General features: G+C 53.4%; 17 protein-coding genes. 8 read left to right on the top strand and 9 right to left on the bottom strand.

Going from position 1 to position 19,168, the window contains the following annotated elements; genetic code table 11:
* Window positions 1–96: 96 nt before the first annotated feature.
* A complete protein-coding gene (locus HMPREF3050_RS01005) occupies window positions 97–795 on the bottom strand; it encodes a murein hydrolase activator EnvC family protein (RefSeq protein WP_070773152.1) in 699 nt (232 codons plus the stop codon).
* Window positions 796–1,044: 249 nt separating this feature from the next.
* On the opposite strand from HMPREF3050_RS01005, the gene HMPREF3050_RS01010 reads away from it, so the two are divergent.
* On the top strand, window positions 1,045–1,407 hold the full coding sequence (locus HMPREF3050_RS01010; protein WP_070773153.1) for a DUF2069 domain-containing protein: 363 nt from the start codon (window positions 1,045–1,047) through the stop codon (window positions 1,405–1,407).
* On the top strand, window positions 1,407–3,239 hold the full coding sequence (locus tag HMPREF3050_RS01015) for a PglL family O-oligosaccharyltransferase (protein WP_003776966.1): 1,833 nt from the start codon (window positions 1,407–1,409) through the stop codon (window positions 3,237–3,239). Before HMPREF3050_RS01010 ends, HMPREF3050_RS01015 begins: the two co-directional genes overlap by 1 nt.
* Window positions 3,240–3,312: 73 nt before the next feature.
* Here HMPREF3050_RS01015 and HMPREF3050_RS01020 read toward each other — a convergent pair whose 3' ends face one another.
* The 3 genes from HMPREF3050_RS01020 to HMPREF3050_RS01030 form a co-directional block, all read right to left on the bottom strand.
* Entirely contained in the window at window positions 3,313–4,545 is a 1,233-nt protein-coding gene (locus HMPREF3050_RS01020) for a multidrug effflux MFS transporter (protein WP_070602823.1), read from the bottom strand.
* A gap of 339 nt (window positions 4,546–4,884) precedes the next feature.
* Window positions 4,885–5,727, bottom strand: coding sequence for a basic amino acid ABC transporter substrate-binding protein (locus tag HMPREF3050_RS01025; RefSeq protein ID WP_003768540.1), 843 nt, complete (start codon window positions 5,725–5,727; stop codon window positions 4,885–4,887).
* A gap of 73 nt (window positions 5,728–5,800) precedes the next feature.
* A complete protein-coding gene (locus tag HMPREF3050_RS01030; protein ID WP_003768589.1) occupies window positions 5,801–6,052 on the bottom strand; it encodes an NGO1151 family protein in 252 nt (83 codons plus the stop codon).
* A 102-nt stretch (window positions 6,053–6,154) separates the two neighbouring features.
* Here HMPREF3050_RS01030 and HMPREF3050_RS01035 point away from each other — a divergent pair, with 102 nt between their 5' ends.
* The 5 genes from HMPREF3050_RS01035 (at window position 6,155) to imm47 (ending at window position 10,236) form a co-directional block, all read left to right on the top strand.
* Window positions 6,155–6,967 carry a hypothetical protein gene (locus HMPREF3050_RS01035; protein WP_070773154.1) on the top strand — a complete coding sequence of 271 codons (813 nt, stop codon included), beginning with the start codon at window positions 6,155–6,157 and terminating at the stop codon, window positions 6,965–6,967.
* A gap of 105 nt (window positions 6,968–7,072) precedes the next feature.
* On the top strand, window positions 7,073–7,663 hold the full coding sequence (locus HMPREF3050_RS01040; RefSeq protein ID WP_070773155.1) for a DUF3465 domain-containing protein: 591 nt from the start codon (window positions 7,073–7,075) through the stop codon (window positions 7,661–7,663).
* A 171-nt stretch (window positions 7,664–7,834) separates the two neighbouring features.
* Window positions 7,835–9,004: an O-succinylhomoserine sulfhydrylase gene (gene metZ / locus HMPREF3050_RS01045; protein ID WP_039406766.1), complete on the top strand. Its 1,170-nt coding sequence runs from the start codon at window positions 7,835–7,837 to the stop codon at window positions 9,002–9,004.
* 117 nt (window positions 9,005–9,121) lie between these two features.
* Entirely contained in the window at window positions 9,122–9,325 is a 204-nt protein-coding gene (locus HMPREF3050_RS01050) for a DUF2788 domain-containing protein (protein ID WP_003768561.1), read from the top strand.
* A gap of 110 nt (window positions 9,326–9,435) precedes the next feature.
* The gene (gene imm47 / locus HMPREF3050_RS01055; protein WP_070773156.1) at window positions 9,436–10,236 is read left to right on the top strand and encodes an Imm47 family immunity protein; all 801 of its coding nucleotides are present in this window, start codon (window positions 9,436–9,438) and stop codon (window positions 10,234–10,236) included.
* A gap of 176 nt (window positions 10,237–10,412) precedes the next feature.
* Here the strand turns inward: imm47 and pgi are convergent, their stop codons facing one another.
* From pgi to zwf, 5 genes are all read right to left on the bottom strand, one after another.
* On the bottom strand, window positions 10,413–12,056 hold the full coding sequence (gene pgi / locus HMPREF3050_RS01060; RefSeq protein WP_003768546.1) for a glucose-6-phosphate isomerase: 1,644 nt from the start codon (window positions 12,054–12,056) through the stop codon (window positions 10,413–10,415).
* A 355-nt stretch (window positions 12,057–12,411) separates the two neighbouring features.
* Window positions 12,412–13,260: a DNA-binding transcriptional regulator HexR gene (hexR, locus tag HMPREF3050_RS01065; protein WP_003776986.1), complete on the bottom strand. Its 849-nt coding sequence runs from the start codon at window positions 13,258–13,260 to the stop codon at window positions 12,412–12,414.
* A gap of 49 nt (window positions 13,261–13,309) precedes the next feature.
* Complete coding sequence (locus tag HMPREF3050_RS01070; protein ID WP_003741556.1) at window positions 13,310–14,311, bottom strand: glucokinase; 1,002 nt, start codon at window positions 14,309–14,311, stop codon at window positions 13,310–13,312.
* Window positions 14,292–14,987 carry a 6-phosphogluconolactonase gene (gene pgl, locus HMPREF3050_RS01075; protein ID WP_070773157.1) on the bottom strand — a complete coding sequence of 232 codons (696 nt, stop codon included), beginning with the start codon at window positions 14,985–14,987 and terminating at the stop codon, window positions 14,292–14,294. Before pgl ends, HMPREF3050_RS01070 begins: the two co-directional genes overlap by 20 nt.
* A gap of 215 nt (window positions 14,988–15,202) precedes the next feature.
* Window positions 15,203–16,648, bottom strand: a complete 1,446-nt coding sequence (gene zwf / locus HMPREF3050_RS01080) for a glucose-6-phosphate dehydrogenase (protein ID WP_070773158.1) — start codon at window positions 16,646–16,648, stop codon at window positions 15,203–15,205.
* Window positions 16,649–17,111: 463 nt separating this feature from the next.
* On the opposite strand from zwf, the gene edd reads away from it, so the two are divergent.
* On the top strand, window positions 17,112–18,947 hold the full coding sequence (gene edd, locus HMPREF3050_RS01085; protein ID WP_003757974.1) for a phosphogluconate dehydratase: 1,836 nt from the start codon (window positions 17,112–17,114) through the stop codon (window positions 18,945–18,947).
* Window positions 18,948–19,168 lie beyond the last annotated feature (221 nt).

A 19,168-nucleotide genomic window follows, 5' to 3' on the forward strand; every position in this document is an offset into this window, starting at 1 on the left:
TTTAGGGGATTTTGGGGAATTTTGCAAAGGTCTCGACCTGTAATCCGTTTGTCGGAATCGGGCTGCGGCTTGGTTTGGGTTTTATTAAGCTGTGGATTAGCCGGGCAGGTACTGCATCGGGTCGACGGCTTTGCCGTTCATGCGGACTTCGAAATGCAGTTTGACGCCGTCTGTGTCGCTATTGCCCATGGTGGCAATCGGCTGGCCTGCTGCGACTTTTTGGTCTTTTTGAACCAGAATGATGTCGTTGTGTGCGTAGGCGGTGATGGAGAAGTCGCTGTGGCTAATGAGAATCAGTTTGCCGTAGCCGCGCACTTCTTCGCCGACGTAGAGGACGGTTCCGGCGGCTGCGGATTTGACGCTTTGTCCGAGTGTGCCGCCGATATCGATGCCTTTGTTGGTCGCGTTGTCGTAGCCGCGGATGATGGAATTTTTGCCGTTGTCGACCGGCCATTGCAGGGTCAGGCGGTTGACGGGGGCGACGGTTCTGGCGCTGCTGATGTCGGTACTGCCGGAACGGGGGCGGTTGGCGGCGTTTTTACGGACGCGCAAGACTTGTCCGACTTCGATTTGTGAGGCGTTGTTCAGATTGTTCCATGATGCCAAGGTGTTGACGTTTTGTCCGTAGCGTTTGGCGATTTGGCTGAGGGTGTCGCCCGGTTTGACGCGGTAGTAGCCGTCGGGTACGGGGCCGGTGGATGGGCCGCCGGCACACGCGGCAAGCGTGAATGCCAAGCCTAATGCGGACAAACGGAGAATTGCGGTTTTGAAAGATAGGGTATGGTTTGTTTTCATAGAGAACCAAAAGAATAAATCAATAGGATTATGGGCAGGCGTGAAGGTTCAACCTGTTTGGGGATTTTTTCAGGATGTCCGGCTGCCTGACGGGATATCTTTTTGATTCGTCGGACAGTTTGAAAAGTAATACGACGGATGCTGACGGTAGCCCGGGGTCGTCTGAAACGGTCGGGCTGCAACGGCTGTTTCGGTTTTCGGTATAATCCTGCATTTTACACTCGGCGCGATGCCTGTTGAACTTTATCCGTGAATACTTCTTCTCATAAATCTTCTTTGCCTTATCTGGCTGCTTGCGGCAGCTTGATTTTTTTGATTGTCCTTTCTTTATCGTGGGAACTGTGGATTGCGCCTTTGCGCAGCGGCGGTTCGTGGCTGGCGCTGAAGGCTTTGCCTTTGTGCCTGCCGTTGTCGGGTATTTTGAAGGGTAAAGTTTATACTTACCAGTATAGTTCTATGTTGATTTTGATTTATTTTGCCGAGGCGGTGATGCGTTTGTTTAATGCGGGTACTGCCGAGGTGGTGTGTGCCGCTTTATCGTTGACGGCGTGTTTGGTGTTTTTTGTTGCATGCCTGGCTTTTGTGAAGCAGCAGAGAAAGGCGGGAAAATAATGTTTATGCGTTTTTCAGACGACCTTAAGAGCGAATGGGACAGACGTTTGTTGCCTTTGTGGTGCTGTTTCTTGTGGATATGCGCCGCGCCGTTTTTGTCCTTCTACCGCGTGGGTCCGTTGTCGAGTTTTTATTTGGAAGCGGCTTCGCTGCTGGGTGCGCTGATGCTGGTGTTGGTCACGGCGTATAAGGGTTTGTTGAGCGTTCGTCTGCCTAAGGCGGCTGTCGGTTTGCTGGTTTTGGCGGCATTTTGGTGGCTTCAGGCGCGGATGATGGATTTGATTTACGTCGGCATGAACGATATGGTGATGTGGACGTTTATCATTCTGGCTTTGGCGGTATGGGCTTGCCGCGGCTGGGTCGCGGCCTACGGGCAGGAACGCATTGTGACGGTGTTTGCGTGGTCGCTGCTGTTTGGTACGTTGCTGCAGGCTGCGATTGCGTTTATACAGTTTAAGGGCTGGTACGATCTTGGGTTCCTGCGCAACATGATTGTGTATAGTGGAAAAGAGGTCAGCGGTCAGCTTGGGCAGCGCAACCACCTCGGGCATTATTTGATGTGGGGTGTTTTGGCGGCGGCTTATTTGTGGTCAACCCGCAAAATGCCGGGCTGGCTGGGATTTTTGTTGGTTTTCCTGATGACGGCTGTCTTGGGCTTGGTCAACTCGCGCACGATTCTGGGCTATGTGGCCGGCGTGGCGTTGATTTTGCCCGTGTGGCGTTGGCGTGCGGGACGGGATTCTGCGAGGCTGGTGCGGATATTTTTCCTGACGGTCGCGTTGGTGGCGGTATTTCAATTTGCGATGGGTTCGATTTTAGAACTGCTGGGCAACGGTCAATATGAAACGGCGGTCGAACGCGCCGGAAACAGCGGTTTTGAAGGCTCGATGCGTCAGATTGAATGGCGTAAAGCCTGGACTGCCTTTTTGTCCGCGCCTTGGTTCGGACACGGCTGGAACAGCTTTGCCCAACAGACTTTCTGGATTAATGCGGAGCAGCAGTATTTCCCGAATAATATCTTAGGCGTGTTGTTTACCCATTCGCACAATATTGTTTTACAACTGCTCTCCGAAGTCGGGCTGGTCGGTACGGTATTGGTTGCCCTGACAATGCTTGCGGGACTATGGCGGATGTTGGTGCGTCCTTACCATCCGGCTTCGCTGCTGCTGCTGTCTATGGTTGCCGTCAGTATGTGCCACAGTATGCTGGAGTACCCATTGTGGTATATCTATTTCCTGACGCCGTTTGTGTTGATGTTCGCACTCGCGCCGGCACGTTATGAAGACGTTTCAGACGACCTCGCTTGGATGCGCGGCCGCAATTGGGCGGGCGGGCTTGCTACGCTGCTGATTATCGGCGGGCTGCTGCATATGGGCTGGACGTATACCGATTTGGTCGATTACAGCCGGATTCCGAAAAATGAAAGTACGGAGATGGCGGGGCGGAAGATTAACGGTTTGCGCCATATTTCCGAAACCAGCCCGATGCTGGCTTATTATGCCGACCTCAGCCTGACCCGCCGCGCCGAGCCGACCGATATGCAGGTCAAACCTTGGGCGGAGAAGGCGGCGATCGATTCCTTGTCTTACCGCCCGTATTCCAACGCTTATCAGGTGGCGCTGTATCTCTACCGGCAAGGCAAGAAGGAAGAGGGTGCGAAATGGATGCAGGCGATGCAGTATTATTATCCGTACATGATGTCGTTTTACGCGGGCAAGCTGCGCAGCCATCCCGTGTTCCAACCGCTTTTGCCCAAGCTGCTGGCGGACTGCAAAGATTTCGTCAACGCGCCTAAGCACGAAAAAGCGAAGTCTTGCGATGTCGTGCAATAAGTAATAGGCTGATGTAAAAAGGTCGTCTGAAACCCGATTTCAAGGTTTCAGACGACCTTTTGCCGTTCACGATTCACACATATTCGCTTTTATCGTTTTCCTTCCAAGCCTGATGCGAGCAGAGCCACAGCAACACAATCCCGCATACCGTCGAAGCCAGCATCATGCCCGCCATCACCAACGCAGAACCATTGTGCAGCCGCGTTGCCAACAGCCCCACGCTTGCGCCGATGATGGATTGGAACGCGCCCAATACCCCATTTGCGCTGGCGCTTTCCTGCTTGAAATAAGCCATAAAGCAAGCCTGCGTGTTTGCGCCGACCAAGCCTTGCGTGCCTACCGAAAACATTACGCATGGCACCAAAGCCCACATCGGCGGCAGCCCCATCGATACGACCAACAGCACCATCGTCAGGTTCGCCACAAACTGCACGATAATGCCCCATTTCAAAATACTTTGCGGGTGCGCCCCCGTTTTCAGCCGCCATGCCGTGATGCGGTTGAACGAAGCCATCGTAAGGACGTTCAGCGCAAAGGCCCAAGAATATTGGTGCGGCGTCACATGGTACAGTTTTTGGTAAACAAAAGACGATTCCGTCAAAAATGCAAACATCGACGCAAAGCTGAATGCCTGAAAAAACAGATAGCCCATCGCCGCCCGCGTTTTCAGCACTCTGGCAAACCTGCCCGCCACCAGTCCGAAAATGTCCATCCTGATTTTACCCGTCTGCTTCGGACGCGGCAGGAAAGTAAACACCAAGATGAACAAAACAAACGAATACGCCGCCAAAAAACCGAAAATAAAACGCCAGCCGCCCAAATCCTGCAACATCGAGCCGAACATAGGCGCAATTAGCGGCACGACCATCAGGATAATGCCGATTAAGGCAAACATCTGCGCCGCCTGCCTGCCCGAATAATAATCGCGCACCATCGCTCCGACGATGACCACCGTCATCCCCGCCCCGAACGCCTGTACGGCGCGCAGGTTCAACAGCCCGTCCACCGACTGCACCATCGTCAGCGCGACAACGGCCGCAAAATAAATGCTCAAACCGAACAAAGCCACAGGTCTGCGTCCCTTGATGTCCGAAACCGCGCCACCGGCAATCTGACCGAACGCCACGCCGAACATAAACAAAACCAAACTCTGCTCAATGCGGTGGATATCCGTGCTCAACGACTGCGCCATTTCTGGAATGGCGGGCAGGTAGGCATCAACCGAAAACGGCATCAGGGCAACCAACATCGCCATCAAAACCGCCATTTGCTTTTCGCCCAGCGGGGCGGGTGTGGATTGGGACATAAGGGACTTTCTGTGTGTTTGAATTTCTGCGGCGGCTTGGTTCGGAAAGACTTGGCTATCGGATAACGAGGGTAGGGCCAAGCCGCCCAATACTGCCTTCGGAACGGAATCCGGCATATAGTGGATTAACTAAATCAGGACAAGGCGACGAAGCCGCAGATACAGTACAGATAGTACGGAACCGATTCACTTGGTGCTTCAGCACCTTAGAGGTTCTCTTTGAGCTAAGGCGGGGCAACGCCGTACTGGTTTAATTTAATCCACTATAAAAGGTCGTCTGAAACCCGCGATACAGGCTTTCAGACGACCTTTCTTATTGCTTAAGAACGTTGAAACAGATTATTTGGCTGCTTCAGGTTGGCTGGCTGCTTGGCTGGCGGCTGCCGCTTTATCGCCTTCTTTGGCGAAGTATTTGGCGTGGATTTTGTCGTATTCGCCGCTGTCGCGTACTTTTTTCAGCGCTTCGTTCAGCATTTTGACGGTCGCTTCGTCGCCTTTGCGTGCGGCAATGCCGTAGTTTTCAATCGTAAAATCAGGCAGGGTGATGAAGTCCATGCTTTTGGTCGGGTTGTTTTTCACATAGTTGGCGATGACCGCGCTGTCGCTGACCACGGCATCCACGCCGCCGTTTTCCAGCTCTTTGATGACCAAAGGAACGCTCTCAAAGCGGGCGATTTTAGGATTGTCGTTGCCCAAGAGTTTGGAAACGGAGAAGTCGCCGGTTTGTCCGGTAACGACACCGACTTTCGCCATGTTTTTGAGGTCGTCTGAAGAGGCGACTTTTTTACCTTTGGGAACGAGGACGACTTGGGTGATTTCAAAATAAGGGTCGGTGAAATCCATGGACTGCTTGCGCTCGTCGGTAATGGTTACGCCGGAGATGACGATATCCGTATCGCCGTTTTTGAGCGCGGGGAAGAGGCTGTCCCAAGGCTGGTGTTTGAATTCGACTTTGAATCCGCCGGCTTTTGCCATCGCGTTCATCAAATCGACGTCGAAACCTTCAACGTTGCCGGCGGAATCCAATGATTCGAAAGGGGCGAATTCGGCGTTGGCGGCGACGCGGTACACTTTGTCGGCTTTAGGGGCTGACGAGGAAGCGTCTTTGCTTTGGCCGCCGCAGGCGGAGAGCGCCAGCGCGGAGCAGGCGAGGGCGGCTGCAATCCATTTTTTCATGTTCATGGGGAGGTTCCTTCTTTACGGATATTAATAAATAAACGGATAGTTTAACACGGTTTGGGGAAGTCGCTACGCGTTAGTGGTCTTTTTCGCGGAAAAAAGCGTAGGTTACGTCATGGAAGAGGTCGGTATGCGGGCTGTCTTCGTAGTTCAATTCGGCGAGTGCGTCTTCAAAGGCAAGCTGGATGGACTCGACGGCTTCGTTTGCCATGTCGGACGGCAGCGAACGGATCAGGCCTTTGAGGGCGGTGGCGAGGACGTGGTTCTGCATACGCAAAACGTCGTTGGCTTCTTCCAAATATTCGAGGCGTTGTTCGATGCTGCTCATGATGTGTTCCTGGGAATCTGTTAAAATACCGCATTATAGCAAATCACGGCATTCGCTATGCGCGTGAAATGAAATGACACAACGGAAGAACGAAAGCTAAAAATGGATACGAATCGTCCCGATACGCCACAACAAACGGATGAAAGCCTGGATTGGGAAAGCCGCTTGGAAAAGCTGCGGCAAACCCGCCAATTGAATGCACCTTACACACACGCGCCTTTGGTGCGCGAATCTCAAGAGCCCGCCTTCGAGCAGAGGCCCAAAGCCAAGTCGGTCAAGCTCGACGATGCCAACCGCGATGCCGTGTTGACGGAATATCTACGCAAATGGCAGGAGGAACACAACGCCATGCTGGAGGAAGAAGCTGCCGAAACGGCGGAGACCGATGCGATGGTGATTTTGCAGGAAAACTGGCTGAACGCGCAGTCTTCGCTGCAAATGAGCGCGTCCGACAGGCAAATTGAGTCCACGCGCACGGTTTGGCTGAATCCGAAACGTAAAACAGTCGAATTTGACGCGCCTGCAAAAGCAGAGGCAGAGTCGTCTGAAAACGAAAATCCGCAGGCGCAAGAGCAGGTTTCAGACGACCCCAAAGAAGAAACGCCGCCGATTACCGTCCATATCAACGTATTAAACCCGCAGGTCATCAACCGCAGGGAAGTGTTCTGCATTTCCGAGCAAGACCTGAGCGAGCGTTTGATCAAACGCCTGCGCCCGCACGTTGCCGACGCCGTCAACGGCATGATACGCACCACCGTGCAGAAACAAATGGCGCTGTTTACCTACCAGCTCCAACAAACCCTCAGCGAACAGGCGCCCGATTTGGTGGAACAGCTTTTGGATTACAACGTGAAAAAAATCCTGAACGACATCAAATACGAAATGAAATACAGTCAGGGGAATAAAAAAGCGTGATCACGCCGCCGCTTCAGGTATCGGACTGAAAATGCTGATTTTTCCGCCGGTTTTGTATATAATGGCGGCTCACGTTATCGTGATTTAACTCCTTTCAAATAATTTATGCCCGATGAACCGTCGGGCATTTTTTTGGGCGTGGATTTTATGAATAAAAACAAATGGATTTGGATGCTGATTGTTGCCGCCGTGGTAGTCGGTTATCAAAAAATGCAGCAGGGGCGGCAGGGGCAGGCAGTGGATGCGGTACAAACCCAAACGCAGCCTCAAACCCAAGCGGAAAAACGCCCATCCGAGCAGTCTGAATCCAAAAAATCGCAATCCAAGCAGCCGAAATCCGACCGCCAAGCAGGGCAGGGCAGCGCGGAACAAATATTGCAGCAAGCCTTTGAAAACCAACAGAGTGATATTCAGGTGAAAGGCGCAGGTACGGTTCTCAAAACGCTGCCCGACGACAACCAAGGCACGCGCCATCAGCGTTTTATCTTGAAACTGTCCAGCGGGCAAACGCTTTTAGTGGCGCACAACATCGACCTCGCCGACAAAATCAAAGGCTTGAAAAAAGGCGATAAAGTCGGCTTCTACGGCGAATACGAATGGTCGGAACAGGGCGGCGTCCTCCATTGGACGCACCACGACCCCGCAGGCCGCCATACCGACGGCTGGCTGGAACACGACGGGCGGGTTTATCAATAAAAGCTTGGAACGATTGCAAAAGGTCGTCTGAAAAACGTTTTCAGACGACCTTTTGCCATTCGCCGCCAAACTTGAAAGACGGCGCAAATAAGCGCAAAATGTTAACAAGTTAACCTATGGCTTCCTCCTTTCCGACACCAAACAAACCTACTGAACAAGATTGGAAAACAAATGAGTAAAAAACTCCACCCGCAGACGCTCGCCATACGCGGCGGCAAAGAGCAAACCGAATACCGCGAACACAATCAGGCATTGTTTCTCACCAGCAGCTTCATGTGGGACAACGCCCAACACGCCGCCGATTTGTTTTCCAAGAAAATCAAAGGGTTCACTTATACCCGTACTGCCAACCCGACCACAGCCGCCTTTGAAAAACGCATCGCCGCCTTAGAAGGCGCGGAACGCGCGGTCGCCACTTCGACCGGTATGTCCGCGATTCAGGCGGCGTTTTTCACCTTCCTGCAGGCGGGCGACCATGTGATTTCCAGCCGCAGCCTGTTCGGCACGACCGTCGGCTTTATCAACAACATCGTCACCAAATTCGGCATCGAAGTGAGCCATGTGTCGCCGACCGATGTGGACGAATGGAAAGCCGCCGTCAAAGCCAACACCAAACTGCTGTTTTTGGAAACGCCTTCCAACCCCTTGGGCGAAGTGGCCGACTTGGAAGCCTTGGCAGAATTGGCGCACAGCATCGGCGCGCTTTTGGTCGTGGACAACAGCCTGCTGTCGCCCGTCGGCTCGCAGCCTTTGAAACACGGCGCGGATATTTCCGTTTCCTCCGCAACCAAAGCCATCGACGGACACGGGCGCGTGATGGGCGGCGTGTTGGCGGGTTCGGAAGAATTGATGACGCAGGTCGCCGTTTACTGCAACTCTTGCGGGCTGGCAATGTCGCCGTTTAACGCATGGCAGTTGTTGAGCGGCGTAGAAACCCTGTCGCTGCGTATGGAAAAACAGTTCGACAACGCCCTGAAAATCGCCCAATGGCTGCAAGCGCAGCCGCAGGTTCAAGCCGTTTACTACACCGGATTGCCCGACCATCCGCAGGCGGAGCTTATCCGCAAACAGCAAAACGGCGGCGGCATCGTCATCGGCTTTGAAGTCGCCGACACTGACGCCGCGTGGAAAGTCGTGGACGGCGTCGAACTCTTCTCCCGTACCGCCAACCTCGGCGACGTGCGCTCGACCATTACCCACCCGTGGACAACCACACACGGCAGGATGCAGCCCGAAGAAAAACTCGCCGCCAATATCCGCCCCGGACTGGTGCGCCTGTCCGTCGGTTTGGAATACGTCGATGATTTGATTGACGATTTGAAACAGGCATTGGCACGTTAAGGCAAACGCCTGACGGACGGCATTTGCTGAACCATTACATTTCAGACGACCTTTTGGCGTTTCAAAGGTCGTCTGAAAACATTAAAATACACACAACATCAAATAAGGAAATCAATTATGAGTGAAGCAGAATTTTCCGATTGGGCGATGAAAATCTGCCTGACCGGACTGGTTATTTTCTTGGGTTTTATCGTCTGGAACTTGGGCAAGGAATCCAAGGCGGGCAAATTCGGCATCGCGATTTTGTTCCTGGTATTGGGCTTGGGCGTGTTCGGCTTTATTTTCAAAGAAGTGCTGATTAAATTCATCGCCCTGCCTTGAGGCGGCAAACTAAGAAGAATAAGGGAAAGGTCGTCTGAAAACCCCGGATACGGGCTTTTTCAGACGACCTTTGCATTTTGAAAGTAAAGTTTAAGATAGGAGCTTGGTACATGATTGAAGTATTACTGCCCGGAATTTGGTATGGCAAAGTCAATCAGATGAGTTTGGATGAACTAAAGAGCAGCTTGCTTTCGGTTCAGGAAGAACGCGAACGTATATTGCTCATTGTCGAAATCATGAAAAAAGGAGACTTTTCCGTCAAAAACCTTTTAGTCGACCTGATGAACCAAACAAAAGATAAAACGGTATTAAATTTATGTATTAGGCTGTTTTGTTCGGTGTGTACACACGATGATTTGCAAAACATTGGGAATTTGCGTTTTTTGGATTCCGCATCGTCATTTGGTGCCTTTACCTTCGTTGTCGGCGCAACGGCAACAATGTCATACCAAGTCATTCCATACCTTTTAGCGTTGTGGGCAAAATGGGATGGCTTTGACAGTAATTTAGAAATAGCGATAAAAGATGCGTTGGATATTTTCCTTAACTATCGTTCAACATTATCGGAAAACGCAACCTTGGATGATGTAGGAAATTTATATCTGGATAAGATAAAAACCATAGATTCAGATTGTTATTACTATAAGTCCTCTCCCGCCTTCCCCGGTTTATTGACGCAAGAAATTATGACTGCTCTATATGTTGCCGCACAAAAGAGGGAAAAATATAATCTCTATGTCCAATCTTCTCTTTTATCTATCTTTACGGGCGAAAAAATTCCGGTTGAGACTGATGCGGTCATCTCGAGAAATGAGCTTGATTTGATGATTGGCTATATCGATCGGTTAGCCGAAAAAAACTGGATAGAGGGTATGAAGTATTTTTATGGACACCCCGTTGAAAATTTATAAAACGGAAGGAATGTTGCTATCCATAAATGCATGGTAGCTTCAATGGCAAACCGCCATGCTGCCGTTATTCCTTATTTGAATTTATGCTATATTTATCAACTCTGTCAGACAAAAAGGTCGTCTGAAAACCTTGAATCTGGGTTTTCAGACGACCTTTTGTCCTGATGGGGCTGTCTTTATTTGTTGGCGTTCAGATAAAGGTTGATCAGGCGGGTGGTGGAGCTGTCGTGTTTTTGTACGCCGGTTTCTCCGGTCAGCTCGGCGAGGATGGTTTTGGCGAGCTGTTTGCCGAGTTCGACACCCCATTGGTCGAAGCTGTTGATGCCCCAGATAATGCCTTGGACGAAGGTTTTGTGTTCGTACATGGCGATCAGGCTGCCCATGTTGCGGGGGTTGATTTTGTCCATGAGGATGAGGTTGGTCGGGCGGTTGCCTGAGAAGGTTTTGTGCGGAACCAGCTCTTCGATGCGCTCTGCTTCCATGCCTTGGGCTTTGAGTTCGGCGCGGACTTCGTCGGGGGTTTTGCCGCGCATGAAGGCTTCGGCTTGGGCGAAGACGTTGGCGAGCAGGATTTCGTGGTGGCCGCGCAGGTTGCTGCGTTTTTCAAGCGAGGCGATGAGGTCGATCGGGGTGATGTGGGTGCCTTGGTGCAGCAGTTGGAAGAAGGCGTGCTGACCGTTGATGCCGGTTTCGCCCCAAATAATCGGGGAGGTTTCGTAGCCGACTGCTTTGCCGTCGAGGGTAACTTGTTTGCCGTTGCTCTCCATGTCGAGCTGCTGGATGAATTTGGGCAGGCGGTGGAGGTGTTGGTCGTAGGGGGCGATGACGTGGCTGCCGCCGCCGTAGTAGTTGATGTACCAGATGCCGATGAGGGCGAGGATGACGGGCATGTTGCGCTCGAGCGGGGTGTTGATGAAGTGTTGGTCCATCAGGTGCGCGCCGTTGAGCATTTCGATGAAGTTTTCTTCGCCCAAATAGAGCATGATGGGCAGGCCGATGGCTGACCAGAGGCTGTATCGTCCGCCGACCCAGTCCCAAAATTCGAACATGTTGGCGGTGTCGATGCCGAACTCGGCAACGGCTTTTTGGTTGGTGGATACGGCGACGAAGTGTTTGGCGACGGCGGCTTCGTCGCCTGCGTGGTCAAGGAACCATTTGCGCGCGGTCAGGGCGTTGGTGAGGGTTTCTTGGGTGGTGAAGGTTTTGGAGGCGATGATGAAGAGGGTGGTCTCGGGGTGGACTTTGGACAATACGTCGCGCAGTTGGGAGCCGTCCACGTTGGAGACGAAGTGCATGTTGAGGCGGGGGTGTCCGAAGGGTTTGAGCGCGGTACACATCATCAGCGGGCCGAGGTCGGAGCCGCCGATGCCGATGTTGACGATGTCGGTGATGACTTGGTTGGTATAGCCTAACCAGCTGCCGCTGCGGACTTCGTGTGCAAATTCGCCCATACGTTGGAGGACGTGGTTGACTTTGGGCATGACGTCTTCGCCGTCAACGACGATGGGGGAGTTGGTGCGGTTGCGCAGGGCGACGTGGAGGACGGCGCGGTTTTCGGTGGTGTTGATTTTTTCGCCGCGGAACATCTGCTGCATGCGTTCGGGTACGCCGGCTTCACGGGCAAGCTCGAACAACAGTGCCATGGTTTCGTCGTTGATGCGGTTTTTGGAGTAATCCAGCGTCAGTCCGCCGACTTGCAGCCAGTAGCGTTCGGCACGCTGCGGGTCTTGATCGAACATTTCGCGCATGTGTTGTTCTTTGGTTTCGTCAAAATGTATCCATAATTTTGACCAAGCCGGTAAGTCGTGAAGGTGTTTCATCGGATGCTCCTGAGGTTGGACGGTTTTGTGGGAAAACGGCCGTGAGGTCGTCTGAAACGGGAACGGGTGGGTTTCCGTTTTTAGGGTTGGGTGTGAATGCGGGGTGTCTGCCGTTATTTGGGTTGGGTGTCAACATTGAGGGGAAACGGCGGCACTGATTTTTTGGCCGGTATTTTCAGACGACCTTGGGATATGTCGGGTCGTCTGAAAATGTATAGTGGCTTAACTTTAAACCAGTACGGCGTTGCCTCGCCTTAGCTCAAAGAGAACGATTCTCTAAGGTGCTGAACGTACTATCTGTACTGTCTGCGGCTTCGTCGCCTTGTCCTGATTTAGAGTTAATCCACTATATGGTTTAGTCTTTGTCGTAATCGATGTGTTTGTTGTGTATGCTTTTTTTGCTTTTTTGCAGTTGCAGGCTGGCGGCATCGCCCAGGCGCAGGGCGAGTCCGATGGCGAGGATGTCGATGACGGCGAGTTGCAGCAGGCGGGACACCATGGGGGTGTAGAGTTCGGCGTTTTCCTGTGTGGCGATGCTCAATACGCAGTCGGCAAGCTGTGCCAGCGGGGAGTCGTTGCGGGTCAGGGCGATGACGGACGCGCCGTTTTCTTTGGCGATGCTGACGGCGTCTAAAAGCTCGATGGACGAGCCGGTGTTGGAAATGGCGACGACGACGTCTTGGTCGGACAGGACGGAGGCCGCCATCAGTTGGGTGTGGGTATCGACGTAGGCGACGGTGGAAATGCCGAAGCGGAAGAATTTGTGTTGCGCGTCTTGGGCGACGATGCCGGAGTTGCCGACGCCGTAGAACTCGACACGGCGCGCGTGCATCAGGGTGGCGATGGCGTTTTCCAGTTCGGACTCTTTCAGGAAGCGACGTTCGCCCAAAATGGAGGCGGCGGCGTTGCCCAATACTTTTTCGACAACGATGCTCATGTCGTCGTCGGCGTTGAGCTCTTCATGGACGTAGGGCATACCTTCGTGGCCTATGCTGGCGGACAGGGCGAGTTTGAACTCGGGCAGTCCTTTGTAGCCCAGGCTGCGGCAAAAACGGATGACGGTCGGCTGGCTGACGGATGCGCGCTCGGCGATTTCGGCGACGGCGGCATGGACAAACCATTTGGGTTCCGCCAAGGCGCATTCGGCGACTTTGCGTTCTGCGCCCGACAGGTTTGACAGTGATTCGCTGATTTTGCTTAACATAAATATGCCCTTCGGTGTGTGCCGCCCCTTGTCGGGGCGGCTTGTGTGATTAAACGTTTTTCAAGTGGTTGTCGAGTGCCGCCGCTGCGCCGGTGATGCCCGGAAATTCGCTTAAGACGACATAGACGGGAATCGCGGCGAGATAGGCTTCGAAACGGCCTTTGTTTTCAAAGCGGCTGCGGAAAGGTGAGGTTTTAAAATATTCCAAAACGCGGGGGATGATGCCGCCGCACAAATATACGCCGCCGCGCGCGCCCAGCGTCAGGGCGAGGTTGGAGGCAACCGTGCCGAGCATGGCGCAGAAGATGTCCAAAGTCTGACGGCAGAGAGGGGATGTGCCGCTTAAGGCTTTTTCGGTGATTTCGGACGGTTTGAGGCGGTAGTTTTTCAGTTTGTCGCGTTTGGCGAGTGCTTCGTAAATCAGGCTCAAACCTGCGCCGCTGAGGAAGCGTTCGGCGGAGACATGGCCGTATTTGTTTTTCGCATACTGCCAAATCAAAACTTCCATGTCGTCAAACGGCGGGAAGCTGGAATGGCCGCCTTCGCCGGCAAGCGCGACCCAGCCTGCGGGGCTGTGCACCAGTCCGCTCACGCCCAAACCGGTTCCCGGCCCGATGACGGCTTTGGGGGCGAATTCGATGGGTTTATGCCCGCCTACCTGCATCAGGTCTTTGCTTGAAGTCTGCGTTACCGCCAATGCCTGCGCAGTAAAGTCGTTCAAGAGGATGAGAGTGTCCAGCTCCAATGCCTGACGGGTGGTTTCGATGGAAAACGCCCAATGGTGGTTGGTCATTTGCACCCAGTCGCCCAAAATCGGGTTGGCGATGGCGAAGGCGGCGTGCCGGACTTCAGCTCCGCCTGCCTGTTCCAAATAGGCTTTGGCGGCATCGACGATGGTGTCATAGTCTTTGCACGGCAAGACTTGGGCTTTTTCAATCTGCTGCGGGGCAGTTTCGAGCGCGAAGCGGGCGTTGGTGCCGCCAATGTCAGCGACCAGGCGCGGATAGTTTTTGCCGACGGGTTGTTGAATATCAGTTTGAGTAGAAGACATGGCAGTTTACTCCTTGATGGTTCAATACCAGGCTGGTCGGATATTCCAAATCGGCGCGCGCGGCGGCTTTGTCGAACACGGCTTTTTTCTCCGCACCCTGAATCGCCAAAAAGACGTTTTCCGTTTTGGCGATGGCGCCCAAGGTCATGCTGACGCGCTCATGCGGCGCGGTAACGGGCGTGGTGTGGATAAGGGTCGGGTCGTCTGATTCGTTGATGGCTGCCTTCAGCTGCGGCGCTTGCGGGAAGAGGGAGGCGGTATGTCCGTCGCCGCCCATGCCCAAAATCAGTACGTCAGGTTGTTTGTAATGTTTCAGCGCGTAGGCAACGACGCTGTCGGGTTGTAATTCAGTTTCAGATTTACCCGCTTCGACAACGGGAATCCAAGTCGCTGCGGCGGCTTTGTTTTGCAGCAGGTATTCGTGCGCCAGGGCGGTGTTGCTGTCGGCGTGGGTCGTCGGCACGATGCGCTCGTCAACCAAAGTGATGCCGACTTTTTGCCAGTCCAAATCTTTTTGCGACAAGGCTTGGAAGAAGGGAATCGGCGAGCGGCCGCCGGAAACCGCCAACACTGCGCTGCCTTTGTTATCCAGCGCGTTTTGCAGCGCGGCGGCGACTGCGTCTGCCAAAGCCTGTGAAGCGGCTGCTGCGTTTTCGTATTCATGCCAAACGAACATAAAAGTGTCCTTTCTCTGTTTTCAGACGACCTTTTGTTAAGAAGGGGGCAGGAGGTCGTCTGAAAGGCAGTGTTTGTGAGCGGGAAAGTAAGTGAGAGCCTGTATTGTCGATGGCAGCGCGAATGTCGGCGGAAACGCCTAATCTGCCGCCTTATGGTTTTCAGACGACCTTTTTGAACCGTGAACGCTTCAAGCAAAGGTCGTCTGAAAAGGCTTTACTGGTCTTCGTGCCACTTGTGTCCGTCGCGCGCCAACAGTTCGCGGGCGGCTTCCGGGCCCCATGAATGCGCGTCGTAGCCGTGCGGCGGGGTGGTGTTGCTTGCCCAGTTTTCCAGAATCGGCATCACATATTCCCAAGCGGCTTCGAGTTCGTCGCGGCGGTTGAAGAGGGCGAGCTTGCCGTTGATGACGTCCAACAGCAGGCGTTCGTAAGCTTCGGCGCGGCGGCCTTCGAGGACTTTTTCCAAGTCGGCTGCCAGCGGCACGATTTCGACTTTGTTGCCTGCGCCCGGCGCTTTCATCTGCGTATAGAGGCGTACGGATTCGGTCGGCTGCAATTCGATAACCAAACGGTTTGGCGCGGCTTGGCTGTTTTCAAAAATATGGTTTTGCAGCGGACGGAAGTTCAATACGATTTCTGCCACTTTGCCCGCCATGCGTTTGCCGGTGCGCAGATAGAAGGGAACGCCTTTCCAACGTTCGTTTTCGATTTCGGCTTTGATGGCGACGTAGGTTTCGGTGAAGCTGTCTTGCGGAACGTTGATTTCTTGCAGATAGCCGTTCATGCCTTTGGCGGCGGTGTATTGTCCGCGCACGACGTTTTCGTTGACGGATTCGATGGTCAGCGGTTTCAATGATTTGATGACTTTGACTTTTTCATCGCGTACCGCGTCGGCATCCAAGCTGGCGGGTGCTTCCATCGCAGTCATGCACAGCATTTGCATCAGGTGGTTTTGTACCATGTCGCGCAGCGCGCCGGTAATGTCGTAAAACTCGCCGCGCTCTTCCACGCCGAGCTGTTCGGCGATGGTCAGTTGTACGCTTTCGATGTATTTGTTGTTCCACAACGGCTCGAACATCACGTTGGCAAAACGCAGCGCCAGCAGGTTTTGCAGGCTTTCTTTGCCTAAGTAGTGGTCGATGCGGTAGATTTGGCTTTCTTTGAAGTAGCGGGCGACATCGGTATTGATTTGTTGGGAAGAGGCGAGGTCGGTACCCAGCGGTTTTTCCAAAACGACGCGCGCGTTGTCGGCGTTCAGTCCGACTTTGGCAAGGTTTTCGCAGGCTTGCGCGAAGAATTTCGGCGCGGTGGAAAGATAGATGATGACGTTGTCGGTCTCTTTGCGGGCTTTGACTTTTTCGCCCAACGCGGCAAAATCGGCTTCTTGGGTAACGTCGACTTTCAAATATTCGATGCGTTTGACGAACGATGCCCAGGCGTCGTCTGAAAAGTTTTGTTTGACATGGATTTTGGAGTTGGTTTCCACTTTTGCCAAAAAGCCCGCCGTATCCAAATCGCTGCGGCTGACACCTAAAATACGACCCTGAGGATTGAGCAACCCTGCAACGTGCGCCTGATACAGACAAGGCAGCAGCTTACGCATTGCCAAATCGCCGGTCGCGCCGAACAACACCAAATCAAAATTTGTTTGTGTACTCATCGTTTTATCTCTCGTTGAGGAAGGCCTTGTGCCGGCGCCGCCGGATGCCGTGAAAGACGGGCGGTTTCGGCAGAAAAGCAATGGAAACCAATCGCCTGCATCAAAATTTCAAAACAGGCGGGCTAATGAGTAGTAATACTACACATGGCTACACATTTTGTCTATTCTCATTTTTACAAATTATTTGACTTAGTTTAAAAGTTTGATGAGTTTGGTCTGGTAGATTTTCACAAATGACGCATATCACGATTTAAATCAAATTTCTTACATTTAGCAGATTATTTTGTAACTAAATTACAGGTTTTGTATTATAATAGCCTGCATAGATAGAGTGAGGCTTTCAGACGACCCCTTGCATGGTTTGAAAGGTCGTCTGAAACGCTGAACGCACCACACCCAATACAAAAAATCAGAAACGCGCAAACAAAAATCCCATACCACCCCTTCCGACAGGAGACCGAACATGAATCCCACTCCTATCCACCCCAAGCTCGCCGAAATCACCGAGCGCATCATCGAGCGCAGCCGTCCGACCCGCGAAAAATATCTGGCGAAAATCCGCAGCGCCAAACAAATGGGACGGCTGGAACGCAACCAGCTCGGTTGCAGCAACTTGGCGCACGGCTACGCCTCCATGCCCAAAAGCATCAAAATCGAAATGCTTCAGGACACCGTTCCCAACTTAGGCATCATCACCGCCTACAACGACATGGTTTCCGCACACCAGCCGTTTAAAGACTTCCCCGACCAAATCAAAGACGAAGCGCAGAAAAACGGCGCGACCGCCCAAGTCGCCGGCGGTACGCCCGCCATGTGCGACGGCATCACGCAAGGCTATGCAGGTATGGAATTGTCGCTGTTCTCCCGCGACGTCATCGCCATGAGTACCGCCATCGGCCTGTCGCACCAAATGTTCGACGGCAGCCTGTTTATGGGCGTGTGCGACAAAATCGTACCGGGTTTGATGATTGGTGCATTGTCCTTCGGCCATATCCCAGGCATCTTCGTCCCGGCAGGCCCGATGTCCAGCGGTATCGGCAATAAGGAAAAAGCCCGTACCCGCCAGCTTTTCGCCGAAGGCAAAGTCGGCCGTGATGCCCTGCTTGAAAGCGAAATGGGTTCCTACCACAGCCCGGGTACTTGTACCTTCTACGGCACCGCCAACTCCAACCAAATGATGATGGAAATGATGGGCGTACACCTGCCCGCCGCCGCTTTCGTCCATCCCTATACCGACCTGCGCGAAGCCCTGACCCGCTACGCTGCCGGACACCTCGCGCGCGGCATCAAAAACGGCACCATCAAACCCTTGGGCGAAATGTTGACCGAAAAATCCTTCATCAACGCCCTGATCGGTTTGATGGCAACCGGCGGTTCGACCAACCACACCATGCACCTCGTTGCCATGGCGCGCGCCGCCGGCGTGATTTTGAACTGGGACGACTTCGACGAAATTTCCTCCATCATCCCGCTGCTTATCCGCGTGTACCCCAACGGTAAAGCCGACGTGAACCACTTCACCGCAGCAGGCGGCCTGCCTTTCGTTATCCGCGAATTACTGGACGCAGGTCTGTTGCACGACGATGTCGATACCGTCGTCGGACACGGTATGCGCCACTACACCAAAGAGCCTTTCCTCATCGACGGCAAACTCGAATGGCGCGAAGCCCCCGAAACAAGCGGCAACGACGACATCCTGCGTAAAGCCGACAACCCGTTCTCCCCTGACGGCGGTTTGCGCCTGATGAAAGGCAACATCGGTCGCGGCGTGATTAAAGTGTCCGCCGTGCGCGAAGGCTGCCGCATCATCGAAGCGCCCGCCATCGTGTTTAACGACCAACGCGAAGTGTTGGCAGCGTTTGAACGCGGCGAGTTGGAACGCGATTTTGTGTGCGTCGTCCGCTACCAAGGCCCGCGCGCCAACGGTATGCCCGAGTTGCACAAACTGACCCCGCCTTTGGGCATCCTGCAAGACCGCGGCTTCAAAGTGGCGCTACTGACCGACGGCCGTATGTCCGGCGCGTCCGGCAAAGTGCCCGCGTCCATCCACATGACGCCCGAAGCCCTGATGGGTGGTAACATCGCCAAAATCCGTACCGGCGACCTGATCCGCTTCGACTCCGTTACCGGCGAACTCAACGTCCTGATTAACGAAGCCGAATGGAACGCCCGCGAAGTCGAACACATCGACTTGAGCGCGAACCAACAAGGCTGCGGCCGCGAACTCTTCGCCAACTTCCGCAGCATGACCAGCAGCGCAGAAACCGGCGCCATGAGCTTCGGCGGCGAATTTGCCTGATGCACGTTTCAGACGATCTTTTCAAACGGAAGGTCGTCTGAAAAATTATTGAAGCCGTTTAAAACAGACGTAGCAACTGTCGGATTCAAGAATCCGACCTACAGCCCCCAAAGGTCGTCTGAAATTTATAATCCCGTCCCGTTTTAACGCAGCAGATGTAGCGTGGGCTTTGCCCACGAACAAAACCAAAGACGTAGCAACTGTATTTTTCACCCCGTCGG

The organism is Neisseria sp. HMSC065D04, assembly GCF_001815675.1.
Taxonomy (GTDB): Bacteria; Pseudomonadota; Gammaproteobacteria; order Burkholderiales; family Neisseriaceae; genus Neisseria.

Bases quoted from the DNA above. Each gene is read 5' to 3' on its own strand.
- HMPREF3050_RS01005 (WP_070773152.1), bottom strand. From the start codon at position 795: ATGAAAACAAACCATACCCTATCTTTCAAAACCGCAATTCTCCGTTTG.
- HMPREF3050_RS01015 (WP_003776966.1), top strand. From the start codon at position 1,407: ATGTTTATGCGTTTTTCAGACGACCTTAAGAGCGAATGGGACAGACGT.
- HMPREF3050_RS01020 (WP_070602823.1), bottom strand. From the start codon at position 4,545: ATGTCCCAATCCACACCCGCCCCGCTGGGCGAAAAGCAAATGGCGGTT.
- HMPREF3050_RS01025 (WP_003768540.1), bottom strand. From the start codon at position 5,727: ATGAACATGAAAAAATGGATTGCAGCCGCCCTCGCCTGCTCCGCGCTG.
- HMPREF3050_RS01030 (WP_003768589.1), bottom strand. From the start codon at position 6,052: ATGAGCAGCATCGAACAACGCCTCGAATATTTGGAAGAAGCCAACGAC.
- HMPREF3050_RS01035 (WP_070773154.1), top strand. From the start codon at position 6,155: ATGGATACGAATCGTCCCGATACGCCACAACAAACGGATGAAAGCCTG.
- HMPREF3050_RS01040 (WP_070773155.1), top strand. From the start codon at position 7,073: ATGCCCGATGAACCGTCGGGCATTTTTTTGGGCGTGGATTTTATGAAT.
- metZ (WP_039406766.1), top strand. From the start codon at position 7,835: ATGAGTAAAAAACTCCACCCGCAGACGCTCGCCATACGCGGCGGCAAA.
- HMPREF3050_RS01050 (WP_003768561.1), top strand. From the start codon at position 9,122: ATGAGTGAAGCAGAATTTTCCGATTGGGCGATGAAAATCTGCCTGACC.
- imm47 (WP_070773156.1), top strand. From the start codon at position 9,436: ATGATTGAAGTATTACTGCCCGGAATTTGGTATGGCAAAGTCAATCAG.
- pgi (WP_003768546.1), bottom strand. From the start codon at position 12,056: ATGAAACACCTTCACGACTTACCGGCTTGGTCAAAATTATGGATACAT.
- hexR (WP_003776986.1), bottom strand. From the start codon at position 13,260: ATGTTAAGCAAAATCAGCGAATCACTGTCAAACCTGTCGGGCGCAGAA.
- HMPREF3050_RS01070 (WP_003741556.1), bottom strand. From the start codon at position 14,311: ATGTCTTCTACTCAAACTGATATTCAACAACCCGTCGGCAAAAACTAT.
- pgl (WP_070773157.1), bottom strand. From the start codon at position 14,987: ATGTTCGTTTGGCATGAATACGAAAACGCAGCAGCCGCTTCACAGGCT.
- zwf (WP_070773158.1), bottom strand. From the start codon at position 16,648: ATGAGTACACAAACAAATTTTGATTTGGTGTTGTTCGGCGCGACCGGC.
- edd (WP_003757974.1), top strand. From the start codon at position 17,112: ATGAATCCCACTCCTATCCACCCCAAGCTCGCCGAAATCACCGAGCGC.